This is a genomic window from Cypionkella sp. PAMC25878 (assembly GCF_058135695.1).
Window position 1 is genome coordinate 1,397,511 of sequence record NZ_CM176871.1, and the last position, 15,796, is coordinate 1,413,306.

Here is a 15,796-nt window from a genome sequence, read left to right on the forward strand (position 1 = left end):
TGTGAAACTGCCCGCTGCCGTCAGTTTCGCGCCGCAAGGCGCTGTTGACAAGCCCGCATGAAAGTTGCCCAATCGGTCAGGAAATACCCGAGGCTCAAAGAGACTCAGGGACGGCAATGAAAAAACGATGATAAAACAGGGAGTCTTCCATGCTACTTGAACCGACGCTGCGCCGCGTGGGCGCTGTTGCGATTGCCGCTTTGATGCTGGGCACCGCGCCTGCCGCACTGATGGCCGAAACCCCAGCCGATACGCTGGTGCTGGCGGGCGCGATTGACGACATCGTATCGCTGGACCCGCATGAGGCCTACGAATTCTCTGGCCTCGATGTGGTGAATAACACCTATGACGGTCTGGTTGAGATCGACCCGACCACCCTGCAAATCATCCCCGGTCTGGCCGAAAGCTGGACGGTGGCCGAAGATGGCCTGACTTATACTTTCAAGATGAAGGCTGGCCTGACTTTCTCGTCCGGCAATCCGGTGACGGCTGAAGCCGCCGCCTATTCGCTGCAACGCGCGGTCAAGCTGAACAAAACCCCAGCGTTCATCCTGAACCAATTCGGTTGGACGGCAGAAACCGTCGACAGCATGATCACTGGTGCAGGCGACACTGTCACCATCAAGGTTGATAAGCCCTATGCGCCGACCTTCCTGTATAACTGCCTGACCGCTGGCGTGGCTTCGATTGTCGATGCTGATGTTGTCAAGGCCAACGAAGTTGTCACCGATGGCGTCAGCGATCTGGGCAACGAATATCTGAAAACCCATTCGGCAGGCACTGGGGCCTATACGCTGAAATCCTTCAAGCCAAACGAGGGTTACGTTCTGGAGATGCGCCCCGGCTATTGGCGCGGCGATGCCAAAATGGCCAAGGTCTTCGTGACGCATGTGCCCGAAGCCGCGACCGAGCGTTTGCAGCTTGAAAAAGGCGATATCGACATCGCCCGCACGCTGACTCCGGTGGATGTCGCTGGTATGGCTGGCAATGCCGATGTGGCGATCCAAGAAGACGTTGGCGGCCAGATCTATTATCTGTCGTTCAACCAAAAGAACGAAAACTACAAGAACGCCAAATTCCTCGACGCGATGCGCTGGGCGGTAGACTATCAGGGCATGGCCGACACCTTCATGAAGGGTGCCGCCGTCGTTCACCAAAACTTCCTGCCGTCGGGCTATCTGGGCGCTTTGGATGACAACCCCTATTCCTTGGATGTCGAGAAAGCCAAGGCGCTGATCGCGGAATCCGGCATCAAGGACCCGGCGATCAAGCTGTCGGTCCGCAACGCCGCCGACCGCATGGATGTGGCGCAGTCGATCCAGAACACCTTCGGCCAAGCCGGTATCAAGGTGGAACTCAGCGTCGGTGAAGGTGCCGAGCAGCTGAAAGAATACCGCGCCCGCCAGCACGACGGCACGCTGCAAACCTGGGGGCCGGATTATCCCGATCCGAACACCAACTCCTCGACCTTCGCCGAGAACCCCGACAACTCGGATGCCGCCAACAACACCGGCTATCTGGCTTGGCGCAACGCCTATGATCCCGGTGAGATGACCGCCGAATCCAAAGCCGCCGCTTTGGAGCAAGATCCGGCCAAACGCGTTGAAATGTATGCCGTTTTGCAGAAGAAATTCCGCGAAACCGCACCGTTCATCGTGATGTTCCAGCAAGCCCGCCAGACTGGCGTGCGCGCCAACGTTAAAGACTTCTACACTGGTGGCGCAGTAGATCTTGGTGCCACCTACTGGCTTGCAACCAAGTAAGGCCATGGGCGGCCCTGCAAAGGGCCGCCCGTTTTCCATGACCAGCACCCCCGCTCCGTCCTCGCGCCTGATCCCGTTACTTCGCCAAATCGGCGGCACGGTTGTCACGCTGTTTGTCACCTTCCTTGGCCTTTTGATGGTGACGTTCTTCATCTCTAACGTGATTCCGGTCGATCCGGTCCTGTCGATCTTAGGCGAGCGCGCGACGGAAGCGCAGATGGAGGAAGCGCGCGAGCGTTTGGGCCTCAACGAACCCCTCTGGAAGCAGTTCGGCATCTATGTCGGCAACACCCTGCAAGGCGATCTCGGCACCTCAATCCGCACCCGCGAGCCTGTGCTCGAGGAAGTCAGCCAACGCTTCCCCGCCACGCTCGAACTCGCCACCCTCGCCACCATTCTCGGCGTGCTTCTGGGCGTTCCGGCTGGTGTGATCGCCGCCACCAAACCCGGTAGTTTCTTCGACCAATCCACAAGGCTGATCGGGCTGATGGGCTATTCGATGCCGGTGTTCTGGCTCGGCCTGATGGGCCTGCTGCTATTTTACGGCCAGCTCGGCTGGGTCGGCGGCCCCGGACGCTTAGACGCAGGCTATCAAATGTCACTCGACTTTGAACTCACGCAATACACCGGCATGATCCTGCTCGATACAGCCCTCAACAACCGTTGGGACATGTTCGCCAACGCGTTTTCCCACATCATCCTGCCCGCCGGGATTCTTGCCTATATCTCAATGGCTTATATCAGCAGAATGACCCGTAGCTTTATGATGAACGAACTCGGCCAAGAATACATCACCACCGCCCGCGTCAAAGGCATGCCCGAACGTCGCGTCATCTGGGTCCACGCCCTGAAAAACGTCATGGTGCCGCTGATCACAGTGATCGCGCTCAGCTACGCCTACCTCTTAGAAGGTGCCGTGCTGACCGAAACCATCTTCGCATGGCCGGGACTTGGCAGCTATATTACCGACGCCCTGATGGTCGCCGACATGCCCGCCGTTCTGGGGGGCACTGTCGTTGTCGGCATCGCCTATATCGGCCTCAACATGCTGTCAGACCTGCTCTACCGCCTCGTCGATCCGAGGGCGCGGGTATGAGCACACTCACCACATGGCTGCGCGACCCCAACCCGGCCTCGCGGATGCAATCCCGCCTCGGCCAAAGCTACCTGAGCTGGCTGCGCCTGCGCCGCAACCCATTGGCGATGATCGGCCTCTTGATCACCGCTGCCCTGCTGTTCGTCGCGATCTTCGCGCCGCTGCTTGCCCCGCATGACCCGATCACCCAAGAACTCGGCCGCCGCCTGCTGCCCCCCGGCACCCCCGGCAACATCTTAGGAACTGACGATTTCGGTCGAGATATCCTCTCCCGCATCCTCTACGGCAGCCGTATCACCCTCTACATTGTACTGCTGGTGATCCTGACCGCCCCGGTGGTCGGCCTGATCATCGGCACCGTCGCAGGCTACTTTGGTGGTTGGGTCGACACCATCCTGATGCGGATCACCGACATCTTCCTCGCGTTCCCAAAGCTGATCCTTGCGCTGGCGTTGGTCGCCGTCCTCGGCCCCGGCATGGAAAACGCTGTCCTCGCCATCGCGCTGACAAGCTGGCCGCCCTACGCCCGCGTCTCGCGCGCCGAAACCCTCACCGTGCGCAATTCCGACTACATCGCCGCCGTCAAACTGCAAGGCGCGGGCCCCATCCGCATCATCTGGGGCCATGTCATCCCAATGTGCCTGCCCTCAGTGATCATCCGCGTTACCCTCGACATGGCAGGCGTCATCCTCACTGCCGCCGGCCTCGGCTTCCTTGGCCTTGGCGTGCAGCCGCCCTTGCCGGAATGGGGCCTGATGATCAGCGCAGGCCGCAAATTCCTGTTCGAGCAATGGTGGGTCGCCACCATGCCCGGCCTCGCCATCTTCATCGTCTCCCTCGGCTTCAACCTCTTGGGTGACGGCCTCCGCGACGTTCTCGATCCGAAAAGCGCCAGCAAATGAGCCTTCTTTCCGTCAAAAACCTCCGCGTCACCTTTGACACCGAAGCAGGCCGGGTTGAGGCCGTCCGTGGCGTGTCGTTCGACCTCAACCGCGAACGCCTCGGCATCGTCGGCGAATCCGGTTCCGGCAAAACCATGACAGGCCGCTCCGTACTCCGCCTGATCCGCCCGCCCGGCAAGATCGAAGCCGATGAGATGACCTTCGACGGCATAGATCTGATGAAGGCCTCTGAAACCCAAATGCGCAGCCTGCGTGGCCCCCGCATCGCCATGGTGATGCAAGACCCGAAATACTCGCTGAACCCGGTGATGAAAGTGGGCGCGCAACTGACCGAGGGCCTGCGCCAACGCGACAAAGTCTCCAAAGCTGACGCCATCGCCAAAGCCATCGACGCCCTCAACGCCGTGCAAATCCGCGACCCCGAGCGCGTGATGGAAGCCTACCCGCACGAACTGTCCGGCGGCATGGGCCAGCGCGTGATGATCGCGATGATGCTGATCCCCAACCCCGACCTGCTGATCGCCGATGAGCCGACCTCTGCCCTCGACGTGACCGTGCAAGCCGAAGTCCTGTCGATCCTCGACAACCTTGTCAAAACCCGCGGCATGGGCCTGATCTTCATCTCCCACGACCTGCGCTTGGTGGCCCGCTTCTGCGACCGTGTGCTGGTGATGTACAAAGGCAAAGTCGTCGAAGAACTTGCCGCGAAAGATCTTATGCACGCCAAACACCCCTACACCCAGGGCCTTCTGAACTGCCTTCCCCGCATCGGCGGCAGCCGAGAACCCCTTCCCAGCCTCGACCGCGACGCAAGTTGGGCGCTCTGAACATGCTCATCGAGATCGAAAACCTCTCCGTCACCTTTACCGCCCAAGGCCGCCTCGTCCGCGCCGTCGAAAACGTATCCCTCTCCGTCGCCGCCAAAGAATCCTTCGGCCTCGTCGGTGAATCCGGCTCCGGCAAATCCACCATCCTGCGCGCCATCTGCGGCCTCGCCCCGATTTCCGGCGGCACCATCCGCATCAACGGCCAACCGATCACCCACGACCGCGCCTTCTCGCGCAAAGTGCAAATGGTGTTCCAAGACCCCTACGCCTCGCTCCACCCCCGCCACACCATAGACCGAACCCTGTCCGAGCCCCTCGCCATTCACGGCTTGCCCCTCACCGATGCCGCGATCACCAAGGCCCTCACCGACGTAGGCCTGCCGCCCAACTTCCGCTTCCGATACCCTCACCAACTCTCAGGCGGCCAACGCCAACGCGTCGCCATCGCCCGCGCTCTGATGCTGCAACCCGAAATCCTGCTGCTGGACGAACCCACCTCCGCCCTCGACGCCTCCGTCCAAGCCGAAACCCTCAACCTGCTCTCCCGCCTTCGCACGGAAAGAGGCCTCACCTTCCTGATGGTCTCCCACGACCTCGCCGTGATCGACCACATGTGCGACCGCATCCTTGTGATGCAACACGGCAAAGCGGTGGAAGAACTCACCCGCGAAGCCCTCGCCACCGCCCAAATGCAAACCCCCTACGCCCGCAGCCTGTTCGCAGCCTCCGCCGACCGGATGCTCGAAGGCTAATCCATCCCCAAGCCAACTTTCACATTGGCTCAAATATCCTGGGGTCTGGGGCAACGCCCCAGCCGCTTGCCCAAAACACAAAGGCACTAAAAATGTTCCCCACTTTCGACGGCCACAACGACCTGCTGCTGCGCCTGCACAAACACCCCGAAAACCGCGAGGCGATCTGGCTGACCGGCGAAGGCAAAGGCCATCTCGACCTGCCCCGGATGCAAAAGGGCGGCTTCAAAGCGGGCTTCTTCGCCATCTACATTCCCTCGCCAGAGGCCCACGACGCCCCCAACTACATGACGCAGATGGAAAACCCGCCGTTCACCATCCCGCTCGGCGACCTGATAACCGAACCCGAAGCCCTGCCGACCGCCTTCTCAATGGCCCGCCAATTCCTCTGGATGGAACGCAGCTCCAAAGGCCAGTTCAAACTCTGCACCACCACCGCGCAAATCCGCGACTGCCTGAAATCCAACACCATTGCAGGCATCCTGCACATGGAAGGCGCCGAGGCCATCGACGCAAACCTAGACAACCTCTACGCCTTCCACGCCCTCGGCCTGCGCAGCCTCGGCCCGGTCTGGTCGCGTCCCACCATCTTCGGCCACGGCGTCCCCTTTGCATACCCTTCCAGCCCCGACACCGGCGAGGGCCTCACAGACGCCGGAAAACGCCTGATCCGCACCTGCAACGATCTGAAAATCATGATCGACCTCTCCCACATCAACGAAGCAGGCTTCAACGACGTGGCCGCCCTGACCAACGCCCCCCTCGTCGCCACCCATTCCAACGCCCACGCCATCACCCCCTCCAGCCGCAACCTCACCGACCGCCAACTCCACATGATCCGCGACAGCAAAGGCATGGTCGGCCTCAACTTCGCCACCTCCTTCCTGCGCCGCGATGGCAAACAGTCGGGCGACATGGGCTGGGAAGACGTCCTTGCCCACCTCGATCACCTGCTCGCCCAATTGGGCGAAGACCACCTCGGCCTCGGCTCCGACTTCGACGGCGCAACCCTGCCCAACGGCATTGGCGACGTCACCGGCCTGCCCGCCCTGCAACAGGCGATGCTCGACCACGGCTACGGTCAGGCTCTGATGCAAAAGCTGTGCTACGACAACTGGCTCGCCCTGCTAGACCGCACTTGGGGCGAATAACTCCCTGAAAGATTGCTCTTTCTGAAATACTCCCGCCGGAGGCTCTTCCTCCAATAAGAGTCCTCCGGCATGGTGCATGAAATTCCTCTCAAAGGTCAGACCATGCCCAAACTCGCCCTCGTCACCGCAGGCCCCTCCGCCATCGGCCACGTCCTCGTGACCGCGCTTGCGGGTGCTGGCTATGACATAGGCTTCACCCACCTCAACCAAACCGAAGCCGCCGTCACCCTGATCGCCACCGTCGAAGCCCTCGGCCAACGCGCCCGCGCATGGGAGTGTGACGCAGGCGATGCCACCCAAACCGCCCAATTCCACGCCGAGGCCGCCGCATGGGCCGAAACCGCCCCCTCTGTCATGGTCAACAACGCAGGCATCCAAACCTGGTCCAGCCTCCTCGACCTGAACCCGGATGATTGGGACCGCACCATCGCCACCAACCTGCGCGGCACCTTCCTCAACACCCAAGCCGCCGCGAAAGCCATGATCAAGGCAAACCAGCCCGGCGCGATCATCACCCTCGGCTCCGGCTGCAACAAACTCGCCTTTCCGAAACTGGTCGATTACACCACCTCGAAAGGCGGCATCGAGCAATTCACCAAGATCGCCGCTGTTGAGCTCGGCCCCCACAACATCCGCGTCAACTGCATCGCCCCCGGCGCCATCGCCACCGCCCGCACCGCCGCCGAGGCCCCCGATTACGACGCCACTTGGGCCCGCGTCACCCCGCTGCGCCGCGTCGGCTTACCGCAAGACCTTGCCGGACCGCTGCTATTCCTGATCTCAGACGCTGCCGCCTTTGTGACGGGCCAAACCCTCTGGGTCGACGGAGGAGCCTTTAGCCAAGCCAACTGGCCCTACGAGACTTAAGTCCCTAAAATTTATCTAAAATTTTCGTTTCATCTTGGCAAAAATATCCCCGCCGGAGGCGCAGGTGTCAACGCCGAGCACCGCCCAGTCGTTCGCGCGGGCGGTGCGGAGCCCAGATGAAACTGGGTAGGGCGGGGCTCACCCCGCCATTGCTACCGAACGCCCCTCAATCGCCCCGCGTACCGCATCGCGCACATGCGCCGCCATGAAATCGGTGAACAGCTTCACCTTCGGGTCCTTCAACCGCCGATGCTGCGACAAACTAGAAAGCTGCGTCGGCAGAGGCGGCGTTGCCGTAGCTACCGGCACCAAAGCGCCTGACCGCAAATGATCTGCCACCTCAAACACCGGCTTCATCACGATGCCGCGTCCATCCAGCGCCCAGCCGGTCAGCACATCGCCATCATCGCTCTCAAACGGCCCGGTGATCTCATACCGCCGCACCCCGTCCGGGGTCTGCAACGCCCATTGAAACTCCTTCGCGCCGGGAAACCGCAGGTTCAGACATTCGTGCTTGTCACCCACCAAAGCCACCCCATCCGCAGGCATCCCCCGCCGCGCGATATAGGCGGGCGCGGCGCACAAAACCCGCGGGCAATCGGCAATCAACCGCACCTTCAGCGTTGAATCCTCCAAAATCCCGAGATGAAATGCCACATCCAAGCCCTCAGCCGTCACATCAATGATGCGGTCTGAAAGCCGTAGCCGCACATCAATCTGCGGATACATATCCTTAAAAACCGGCACATGCGGCGCAATGAACCGCCGCCCCACCCCCAGCGGAGCCGAGACAAAGATCGTCCCCCTGGGGTTTTGTGTGACATCCATCACCGCCGCTTCGGCCTCGTCGATGGCCTCTAAAACCTTCTTCGCCCCCTCAAAGAAAATCCGCCCGTTCTCCGTCGGCTGCAAACTGCGGGTGGTGCGCGAAAACAGCCGCACCCCCAGATGCTTCTCCAACTCCGAGATCCGCGCCGAAGCCACCGCAGGCGAGGTGCGCTGATCCCGCGCAGCCGCCGACATCGAGCCCAACTCATACACCCGCACAAACATCTTGATCGTGTTGACATAGGACATTTTCGCGCCAATCTTGAAAGTATTCCCCGGTTTTTCAGGATTAACAGATCAATGCCGCCCGGTATAGCCTGCTGAAAACAGGAGACTAGCGATGTATGACTGGGTTGTGCTGTGGGAATGGGTCGAACTCGCGGTGCGCTGGCTGCATGTCACCACCGCGATGGCATGGATCGGCTCCTCCTTCTACTTCATCGCCCTCGACCTTGGCCTGCGCAAAACCCCCAGCCTGCCACCATTAGCCCACGGCGAGGAATGGCAAGTCCACGGCGGCGGGTTTTACCACATCCAGAAATACCTCGTCGCGCCCGAAATGCTGCCCGAACACCTCACTTGGTTCAAATGGGAAAGCTACACCACATGGCTCTCCGGCTTTGCCATGCTGTTTCTGGCCTACTACCTCGGCGCCAACCTCTACCTGATCGACCCGGCAGTCGCCGACCTGACCCAAACCCAAGCCATCGCCATATCGCTCGCCTCCCTCGCCTTCGGCTGGATCGCCTATGATCTGATCTGCAAAAGCCGCTTTGGCGATGACAACACCCGCCTGATGATCGGCCTCTACATCATCCTCGTTGGCATGGCTTGGGGCTACACCCAAGTCTTTTCCGGCCGCGCAGCCCTCCTCCACTTAGGCGCTTTCACCGCCACCATCATGTCCGCCAACGTGTTCATGATCATCATGCCAAACCAGCGCATCGTGGTCGCTGACCTGAAAGCAGGCCGCACCCCCGACCCGAAATACGGCAAGATCGCCAAACAACGCAGCACCCACAACAACTACCTGACACTCCCAGTATTGTTCCTGATGCTGTCCAACCACTACCCCTTGGTGTTCGCCACTGAATACAACTGGCTGATCGCCTCCCTCGTCTTCCTGATGGGCGTCACCATCCGCCACTGGTTCAACACCAAACACGCCCGCAAGGGCAACCCGCATTGGACATGGTTCGTCACCGCAATCATCTTCCTGATCATCGCATGGCTCTCCACCGCGCCGATGCGCCACCGCCCCGAGGAAGCCGCCCTGAACGCCCAAGCCCTCACCTACGCCAGCGCCCAAGGCTTCGACGAAGTCGTCTCCATCGTGCAAGGCCGCTGCTCAATGTGCCACGCCGCCGAGCCCGCCTACGAGGGCATCTACTGGCCCCCGAAAGGCGTCGTGCTGGAAACCCCCGCCCAAATCGCAGCGGAAGCCAAACGCATCTATATGCAAGCCGGCCTGACCCACGCCATGCCCCCCGCCAACCTCAGCTACATGGAAGACCCCGAGCGCGACACCATCCGCCGCTGGTTCCAATCCGCAGGGCAGGGCGGTCAAAGCAGCTAAATGAGCCATAAAAAAGGCCGCCCAAACCGATGGGCGGCCTTGTTAACCTTCAGACCACAGCCTCAGCCGCCCGACTGCCGCCGCAGCAACCGCAGCTGATCCGCCGTCAGATAGCCGCTCGCCCGTTGGTTCTCGTCCCGCTGCCACGCAGCCATTGCCCGGCGCGAGTTCGCCCCCAGATCGCCATCGACGCCATAGGTATTATAGCCCAATGAGGTCAGCCGCCGCTGCACCTCGCGCCGCTCGTCATAGCTCAGACCCAGCAAGCGCTCCTCAAGCTGATCATCGCCTGCCGAAGGCCCGGTTGGCGGCGTGGGCTGCACCTTGTCCCCCGCCTGCTGCGCAATCAAATTCACCTGCCGCGCCGTCACATATCCGGTCACCGCCAGCTTATTGGCTTTCTGCCACTGACCAATCGCGCCGCGAGTCTTAGACCCCCACAGCCCATCCGCCACCCCGGTTGGATAGCCGACGGCCGTCAACTGTCGCTGAATCAAAACCCGCTGCGTCCGGCTCAGACCAATCGAGGCCTCCACCTGCGCCGCAGAGGCCCCCGCAGGCGGATTGCCCGGATCAGGCGTGCCCGGATAAGGGTCCACCGAGGCCCCCAATTTCACCAGAGCCTGCTGCGCATTTACCCGGTAAATCCCCTTCGGATACTGGGTCAAATAGCCGCGATACCCCCGCACCGTGTTCACCCGCTGCGCCTCGAGATAGGCCTTCTTGTCCATCTCCTGCGCAATCAAAGACTGCGCAATGCCCGAGACAACATCACCCAAATCAGTCTGCGCATGGATCGGAGCCGCCCCCGCCAAACTCGCCACCAGCACCATCGGCAAAGCAAAATTCCGCATCATCATCACCCTTTCGGTCGAAAGCCCGCTGAGGCCCCCGCTCATCAGTGGGCTAACGCGCGAGACGTGGAACGGTTGCGAAGTGATTTGGGAGAGGCGCTGCCGATCTGGCACGCGAGCAAGTGGCGCAGGGAGGTCACAAGTCCCAACCCAGTTCATCCTCTCTGATCAAATATCCCCGCCGGAGGCGTTGCGAGGACAATCTCAATGATCGGAATTTGCCAAGATAGCGTATGACTTGTAACTAGTTGGGGTCAAAATCTTTAAATATCAGTAGATATCATTTTCCATTTGGTTCATACAGTATGTTCTCCTCGGCGGCTACCATGCGAAGATACTGATTTCCGATATCGATTATTTCATCTGATATTTTATTCTTAGATAGCAGATTAGGGTCAGGACCTATTGATTTTGCAACGCAGCCGTGATTCAGGCTCCGCAAGGAGACTGAGCAATGAGCAACCTTTACTGGCTGACGGACGAGCAGATGGCTCGACTTAAACCCTTCTTTCCCAAGAGCCACGGGGTGCCGCGTGTCGATGATCGTCGGGTCTTGAGCGGCATTATCTTCATCAATCGCAATGGCTTGCGTTGGTCTGACGCGCCGAAGGAATACGGCCCGGCGAAGACGCTTTACAACCGTTGGAAGCGATGGGGCGACATGGGCGTCTTTGCCCGGATGATGGAAGGGTTGGCCTCCGAGGCGGCGGTCCCGAAGACGGTGATGATCGACGCGACCTATCTCAAGGCGCACCGCACGGCTTCAAGCCTTGGGGTGAAAAAGGGGGGCGCGGTCGTCTGATTGGCCGGACCAAAGGTGGCATGAATACCAAACTGCATGCCGTCACTGACGAAAACGGCCGACCGATCCGCTTCTTCATGACCGCAGGTCAGGTCAGCGATTACACCGGCGCTGCGGCCTTACTGGGCAGCTTACCCAAAGCGACGTGGCTGCTGGCTGACCGGGGTTATGACGCCGACTGGTTCCGAGACGCCCTGAAAAACAAGGGGATCACGCCTTGCATCCCCGGCCGGAAGTCACGCGCGAAGCCTGTCAAATACGATAAACGCCGATACAAACGCCGCAATCGGATTGAGATCATGTTTGGCCGTCTCAAAGACTGGCGGCGGGTGGCAACACGTTACGACAGATGCCCAAAAGTCTTCCTCTCCGCCGTCGCTCTCGCCGCAACCGTCTTGTTCTGGCTTTGACGATCAATGAGTCTGGACCCTAACACCCCCTTAACGCCACTCCCCAACCTCCTGAAATCCCCCACAAATCCAGACGGTCCCAACGCGGGACCGCCCCTCAAGTTCCCCGAGGCTTGGCCCGCAAGGTCGGTTCCGCTACCGTCGGGTCCTCCGGCCAAGGATGCCGCGGATACTGCCCCCGCATATCCTTCCTCACATCCGCATAGGATGATTTCCAGAACCCCGGCAAATCCATCGTCACCTGTATCGTCTTCTGCCCCGGCGAGGTCAAAACCACCCGCAGCGGCAACCGTTTCACCCCCACCACCGGATGCAACGTGACCCCAAACATCTCCTGCAGCCGCACCTCAATCCCCGGCACCTCGCCATCATAATCAATCGGCACCCGCCGCCCCAAAGGCGTCTCAAACGCCCCCGGCACCAGCTTGTCCAACGCCGCCCCCTGTTCCCAAGACAGCCGCGCCCGCAACGCCTCAGTCAAATCAAACCCGCGCAAATCCGCCTCAGTCCGCACCCCCACCAAATGCGGCAGCAACCAATCCTCCGCGCTGTCTAGCAACCCCTGATCGCTGAAATCCGGCCAATCCGAACCACCCCCCCGCGCCAGTTCCACCCGCGCCCGCAACCGCCGCGCCGAGGCCGTGAAATGCAGCCCATTCAGCCGCATCCCCTCCAGCGCCGCCCGCGCCACAGCCGCGGCAGGCGCATCCCAATGCACATCCGCCAGCACCAGCGCGCCAAAACACTCCTGCCGCCGCGCCATCACGCGCCCCTCACGCTTCGACCAGAAACACACCTCGCGCCAGCCGATTTGCGCCCCAAACACCGCTCGCAACTCTGCCTCACTGATGCTGACCGCCTGCCGCACCCCAGCCTCGCGCGCATCGCCATCCAGATCCGTCGCCACAATCAACCGCGCTCCGGCCAGCGGCACCCCCGCCGGCATCACCGCCCCCTTGCCGCCCGACAGCACCCAACGCGGCGCTTCGCCCTTCCTGCGCAGCCCCACCCGGTCGGGATAGGCCAGCGCCGCCATCTGCGCCAAACTATAGCCAGCATCCGCACCACTCACAGACCGCGCCAAGCGCCGCGCCTCCAGCTTCACCCGCTCCACCACCGGTCGCAAAACCGGCCACGGATGCGCCGCCTCAAACCGCCGCAGATCCGCCACCGCCGCCAGCCGCAAGCCCAGATCCGGCGGCGCGCCCTTCAACACATCGCGCTCCCCCAGCACCGCCGCCAAGGTTGCAGCCTCTGGCCCTGCGACAGCGAACATATGCGCGAGCCTTGGATGCAACGGCAAAGCCGCCAACACCCGGCCATGCAGCGTGATCCGCCCGCCCTCAAGTGCGCCCAACCCCTCCAACAGCGCACGCGCCTCCGCCATCGCACCGACATTCGGCGCGGTCAGAAACCCGACATCACCGCCCCACAGTGCCAGCTCCAGCGCGAGGCCGGTCAAATCCGCCGCCTCAATCTCCGCCGGGGGATAGGCCGCAAGCCCACCTTCCTCACCGCGCGTCCAATACCGGTAACATACTCCCTCAGCCACACGCCCAGCCCGGCCCCGTCGCTGTTCCGCCTCGGCCTTGGTCACCCGCTCGGTTACCAACCGCGACATGCCAGAGTTCGGATCAAACCGCGCCCGCCGCGCCCGCCCGCCATCGACCACCACCCGAATATCCGGGATCGTCAAAGACGTCTCGGCAATCGAGGTCGCCAACACCACCTTGCGCCCCACAGATGGCCCCAAAGCCGCCCTTTGTGCCGCAAACTCCATCGCGCCAAACAGGGTGCGCACCTCACACCCCGCAAGCCCCGAAAGCATCGCTTCAACCCGCCGAATTTCCCCCTCACCCGGCAGAAATACCAACACGCCGCCCTCGGTTTCCTCGACCGCCTGCCGCACCAAACCCACCACCCCGGCCTCAAACCGCATCGAGGCATCAGGACTGCGCCCAAGCCACCGCGTCTCGACCGGATAGGCCCGCCCCATCGAGGTCACCACCGGAGCATCCCCCATCAGCGCCGCCACAGGGCCCGCGTCCAAAGTCGCCGACATCACCACCAACACCAGATCGTCGCGCAAAGCCCCGCGAATTTCCAAAGCCAAAGCCAACCCCAGATCGGCATTCAAACTCCGCTCGTGAAACTCGTCGAAGATCAGCGCACCCACACCCGTAAGCCCCGGATCGCTCTGGATCATCCGCGTCAAAATCCCCTCAGTCACCACCTCAATTCTCGTCGCCTTGGAAACCTTCGCCTCGCCGCGAATCCGATACCCCACCGTCGCACCCACAGCCTCGCCCAAAGTCTCCGCCATCCGCTCCGCCGCCGCCCGCGCCGCCAAACGCCGCGGCTCCAGCATCACGATCCGCCCGGAGATCAGCCCGGAGGCCAGCAAATCCAACGGCACCATGGTGGTCTTGCCTGCGCCCGGTGGCGCCTGCAAAACCACCATGCCGCGCGCCGCAATCGCAGCCCGCACGTCCCCCAACACATCTTCTATCGGCAATCTGATCATAAGGCCTTATCCCGCAACCGCTCCGGCTTGGCCAGCAGGTGGCAAAAAGAATGAGTATTTAGCAAAGAGCAATTTCCCTGCAGGTGCTCTTTTTGAAATACTCCCGCGCGGAGCGCTCCGGCGCCGCAGCCAAAACCACGCCGCAAATCCTTTCCCCGGCAGCGCGGCTGAGTGGCCCCTCGATGGGGCCCGAGGTCGCCCCTACTTCAAGGTCACACTGGCAAAACCCAGCGCCATCGGGCACACCGTGGCAAAGGGAGTCGCCATGGATCTTGCCCATCTCGCCGCCAACCTGCAATCGGGCGACCGTCGCAGTCTGGCCCGCGCCATCACTCTGGTCGAAAGCGCCCGCGCCGATCATCGCGCGCAAGCGTTGGAATTGTTGCAAGTCTTGGGCAGCGACAAACAAGCCCTGCGCATCGGGCTTTCCGGTACGCCGGGGGTGGGTAAATCCACCTTCATTGAAAGCTTTGGGCTGATGCTGACCGGGCAGGGCAAGCGCGTCGCGGTGCTTGCCGTTGATCCCTCCTCGGCCCGCTCGGGCGGCTCGATCCTTGGCGATAAAACCCGGATGGAGCATCTGTCCCGCGACCCGCTCGCATTTATCCGGCCCTCGCCCTCCCAAGCCCAGATGGGCGGGGTGGCGCGACGCACGCGGGAAGCCGTCGCGCTCTGCGAAGCCGCTGGCTTTGATATCATCCTGATTGAGACGGTGGGCGTCGGCCAATCCGAAACCGTGGTGGCCGAGCTCTGCGATCTGTTTATCCTGCTCTTGGCCCCTGCGGGCGGCGATGAATTACAGGGCGTCAAGCGGGGCATCATGGAGATGGCTGATCTGATCCTCGTCAACAAAGCCGACGGCGATCTGAAACCCGCCGCGATGCGGACCTGCGCCGATTATGCAGGTGCGCTAAGGCTGTTGCGCAAACGCCCGCAAGATCCAGCGGGCTATCCCAAGGCGATGACCGTCTCGGCGCTCGAACAGGCGGGGCTGGCAACGGCTTGGGCCGAGATGCAGGCTCTGGCCGATTGGCGGCGCGCGCAGGGCCATTGGGCGGTGCGGCGCGGTCAGCAGGCGCAGCATTGGTTCAAGGAAGAATTGCGGCGCGGCTTGCTCGCGGTGCTGGAGCAAGAGCCGACCAAGGGCATCGTCGCAGCACAAGGCCGCGCCGTCGCTGAAGGCCGGTGCACGCCCGAGGCTGCCGCAGCCCAGATCTTGACCTTGCTGCACCGCAGCTGATCACCAAGCTTTGATCATCGCGCGCGGGCAGCCCGTCGCGGATCGATTCGGACCCAAGCGGTCTTAACGATCATCTGGCGGCAAAATGCGGCAGCCCAGCGGGGCTACGCCATTTCCGTCATCAATTATAATATAACAACATCAATATGGTAACGATGGTGATGCCGCGCCAGCTTTGCCACAAGCTGCCGTGCTTTTGCTGCA

General features: G+C 61.8%; 13 protein-coding genes. 10 read left to right on the forward strand and 3 right to left on the reverse strand.

What is annotated here, in order from left to right:
* The first annotated feature begins 149 nt into the window (after nt 1-149).
* From ACS5RD_RS06545 to ACS5RD_RS06575, 7 genes are all read left to right on the forward strand, one after another.
* On the forward strand, nt 150-1,763 hold the full coding sequence (locus ACS5RD_RS06545; protein ID WP_489930508.1) for an ABC transporter substrate-binding protein: 1,614 nt from the start codon (nt 150-152) through the stop codon (nt 1,761-1,763).
* A gap of 37 nt (nt 1,764-1,800) precedes the next feature.
* Nucleotides 1,801-2,859 (forward strand): ABC transporter permease, encoded by a 1,059-nt coding sequence (locus tag ACS5RD_RS06550; protein ID WP_054005217.1) that lies wholly within the window; start codon nt 1,801-1,803, stop codon nt 2,857-2,859.
* Nucleotides 2,856-3,761 carry a nickel transporter permease gene (gene nikC, locus ACS5RD_RS06555; RefSeq protein WP_489930509.1) on the forward strand — a complete coding sequence of 302 codons (906 nt, stop codon included), beginning with the start codon at nt 2,856-2,858 and terminating at the stop codon, nt 3,759-3,761. The genes ACS5RD_RS06550 and nikC overlap by 4 nt, the downstream gene beginning before the upstream one ends.
* Nucleotides 3,758-4,588, forward strand: a complete 831-nt coding sequence (locus tag ACS5RD_RS06560; protein WP_489930510.1) for an ABC transporter ATP-binding protein — start codon at nt 3,758-3,760, stop codon at nt 4,586-4,588. The genes nikC and ACS5RD_RS06560 overlap by 4 nt, the downstream gene beginning before the upstream one ends.
* A gap of 2 nt (nt 4,589-4,590) precedes the next feature.
* The gene (locus tag ACS5RD_RS06565; protein ID WP_489930511.1) at nt 4,591-5,340 is read left to right on the forward strand and encodes an ABC transporter ATP-binding protein; all 750 of its coding nucleotides are present in this window, start codon (nt 4,591-4,593) and stop codon (nt 5,338-5,340) included.
* Between the two features lie 38 nt (nt 5,341-5,378).
* Nucleotides 5,379-6,491, forward strand: coding sequence for a dipeptidase (locus ACS5RD_RS06570; RefSeq protein ID WP_489931344.1), 1,113 nt, complete (start codon nt 5,379-5,381; stop codon nt 6,489-6,491).
* Between the two features lie 102 nt (nt 6,492-6,593).
* Nucleotides 6,594-7,358 carry an SDR family NAD(P)-dependent oxidoreductase gene (locus ACS5RD_RS06575; protein WP_489930512.1) on the forward strand — a complete coding sequence of 255 codons (765 nt, stop codon included), beginning with the start codon at nt 6,594-6,596 and terminating at the stop codon, nt 7,356-7,358.
* A 138-nt stretch (nt 7,359-7,496) separates the two neighbouring features.
* Here ACS5RD_RS06575 and ACS5RD_RS06580 read toward each other — a convergent pair whose 3' ends face one another.
* Nucleotides 7,497-8,435 carry a LysR family transcriptional regulator gene (locus ACS5RD_RS06580; RefSeq protein WP_054005173.1) on the reverse strand — a complete coding sequence of 313 codons (939 nt, stop codon included), beginning with the start codon at nt 8,433-8,435 and terminating at the stop codon, nt 7,497-7,499.
* A 91-nt stretch (nt 8,436-8,526) separates the two neighbouring features.
* On the opposite strand from ACS5RD_RS06580, the gene ACS5RD_RS06585 reads away from it, so the two are divergent.
* Nucleotides 8,527-9,762: a urate hydroxylase PuuD gene (locus tag ACS5RD_RS06585; protein WP_489930513.1), complete on the forward strand. Its 1,236-nt coding sequence runs from the start codon at nt 8,527-8,529 to the stop codon at nt 9,760-9,762.
* 62 nt (nt 9,763-9,824) lie between these two features.
* Here ACS5RD_RS06585 and ACS5RD_RS06590 read toward each other — a convergent pair whose 3' ends face one another.
* Nucleotides 9,825-10,616 (reverse strand): peptidoglycan-binding domain-containing protein, encoded by a 792-nt coding sequence (locus tag ACS5RD_RS06590; RefSeq protein ID WP_489930514.1) that lies wholly within the window; start codon nt 10,614-10,616, stop codon nt 9,825-9,827.
* Between the two features lie 454 nt (nt 10,617-11,070).
* Between ACS5RD_RS06590 and ACS5RD_RS06595 the strand changes: the two genes are divergently transcribed.
* Nucleotides 11,071-11,828, forward strand: a protein-coding gene (locus ACS5RD_RS06595) for an IS5 family transposase (RefSeq protein WP_489927796.1) whose coding sequence is annotated in 2 segments (ribosomal slippage) — nt 11,071-11,389 and nt 11,389-11,828 — 759 coding nt in all. Because the reading frame shifts where the segments join, the coding sequence is not laid out codon by codon here.
* A gap of 97 nt (nt 11,829-11,925) precedes the next feature.
* On the opposite strand, the gene hrpB is transcribed toward ACS5RD_RS06595, so the two are convergent.
* Nucleotides 11,926-14,352 (reverse strand): ATP-dependent helicase HrpB, encoded by a 2,427-nt coding sequence (gene hrpB / locus ACS5RD_RS06600; protein WP_489930515.1) that lies wholly within the window; start codon nt 14,350-14,352, stop codon nt 11,926-11,928.
* Between the two features lie 265 nt (nt 14,353-14,617).
* Between hrpB and meaB the strand changes: the two genes are divergently transcribed.
* Nucleotides 14,618-15,592, forward strand: a complete 975-nt coding sequence (gene meaB, locus ACS5RD_RS06605) for a methylmalonyl Co-A mutase-associated GTPase MeaB (protein WP_489930516.1) — start codon at nt 14,618-14,620, stop codon at nt 15,590-15,592.
* The last annotated feature ends 204 nt before the right edge of the window (nt 15,593-15,796 follow it).

Coding starts and splice junctions, on each gene's coding strand:
- ACS5RD_RS06575 (WP_489930512.1), top strand. CDS start 6,594: ATGCCCAAACTCGCCCTCGTCACCGCAGGCCCCTCCGCCATCGGCCAC.
- nikC (WP_489930509.1), top strand. CDS start 2,856: ATGAGCACACTCACCACATGGCTGCGCGACCCCAACCCGGCCTCGCGG.
- meaB (WP_489930516.1), top strand. CDS start 14,618: ATGGATCTTGCCCATCTCGCCGCCAACCTGCAATCGGGCGACCGTCGC.
- ACS5RD_RS06590 (WP_489930514.1), bottom strand. CDS start 10,616: ATGCGGAATTTTGCTTTGCCGATGGTGCTGGTGGCGAGTTTGGCGGGG.
- ACS5RD_RS06565 (WP_489930511.1), top strand. CDS start 4,591: ATGCTCATCGAGATCGAAAACCTCTCCGTCACCTTTACCGCCCAAGGC.
- ACS5RD_RS06580 (WP_054005173.1), bottom strand. CDS start 8,435: ATGTCCTATGTCAACACGATCAAGATGTTTGTGCGGGTGTATGAGTTG.
- ACS5RD_RS06550 (WP_054005217.1), top strand. CDS start 1,801: ATGACCAGCACCCCCGCTCCGTCCTCGCGCCTGATCCCGTTACTTCGC.
- ACS5RD_RS06560 (WP_489930510.1), top strand. CDS start 3,758: ATGAGCCTTCTTTCCGTCAAAAACCTCCGCGTCACCTTTGACACCGAA.
- ACS5RD_RS06585 (WP_489930513.1), top strand. CDS start 8,527: ATGTATGACTGGGTTGTGCTGTGGGAATGGGTCGAACTCGCGGTGCGC.
- ACS5RD_RS06545 (WP_489930508.1), top strand. CDS start 150: ATGCTACTTGAACCGACGCTGCGCCGCGTGGGCGCTGTTGCGATTGCC.
- hrpB (WP_489930515.1), bottom strand. CDS start 14,352: ATGATCAGATTGCCGATAGAAGATGTGTTGGGGGACGTGCGGGCTGCG.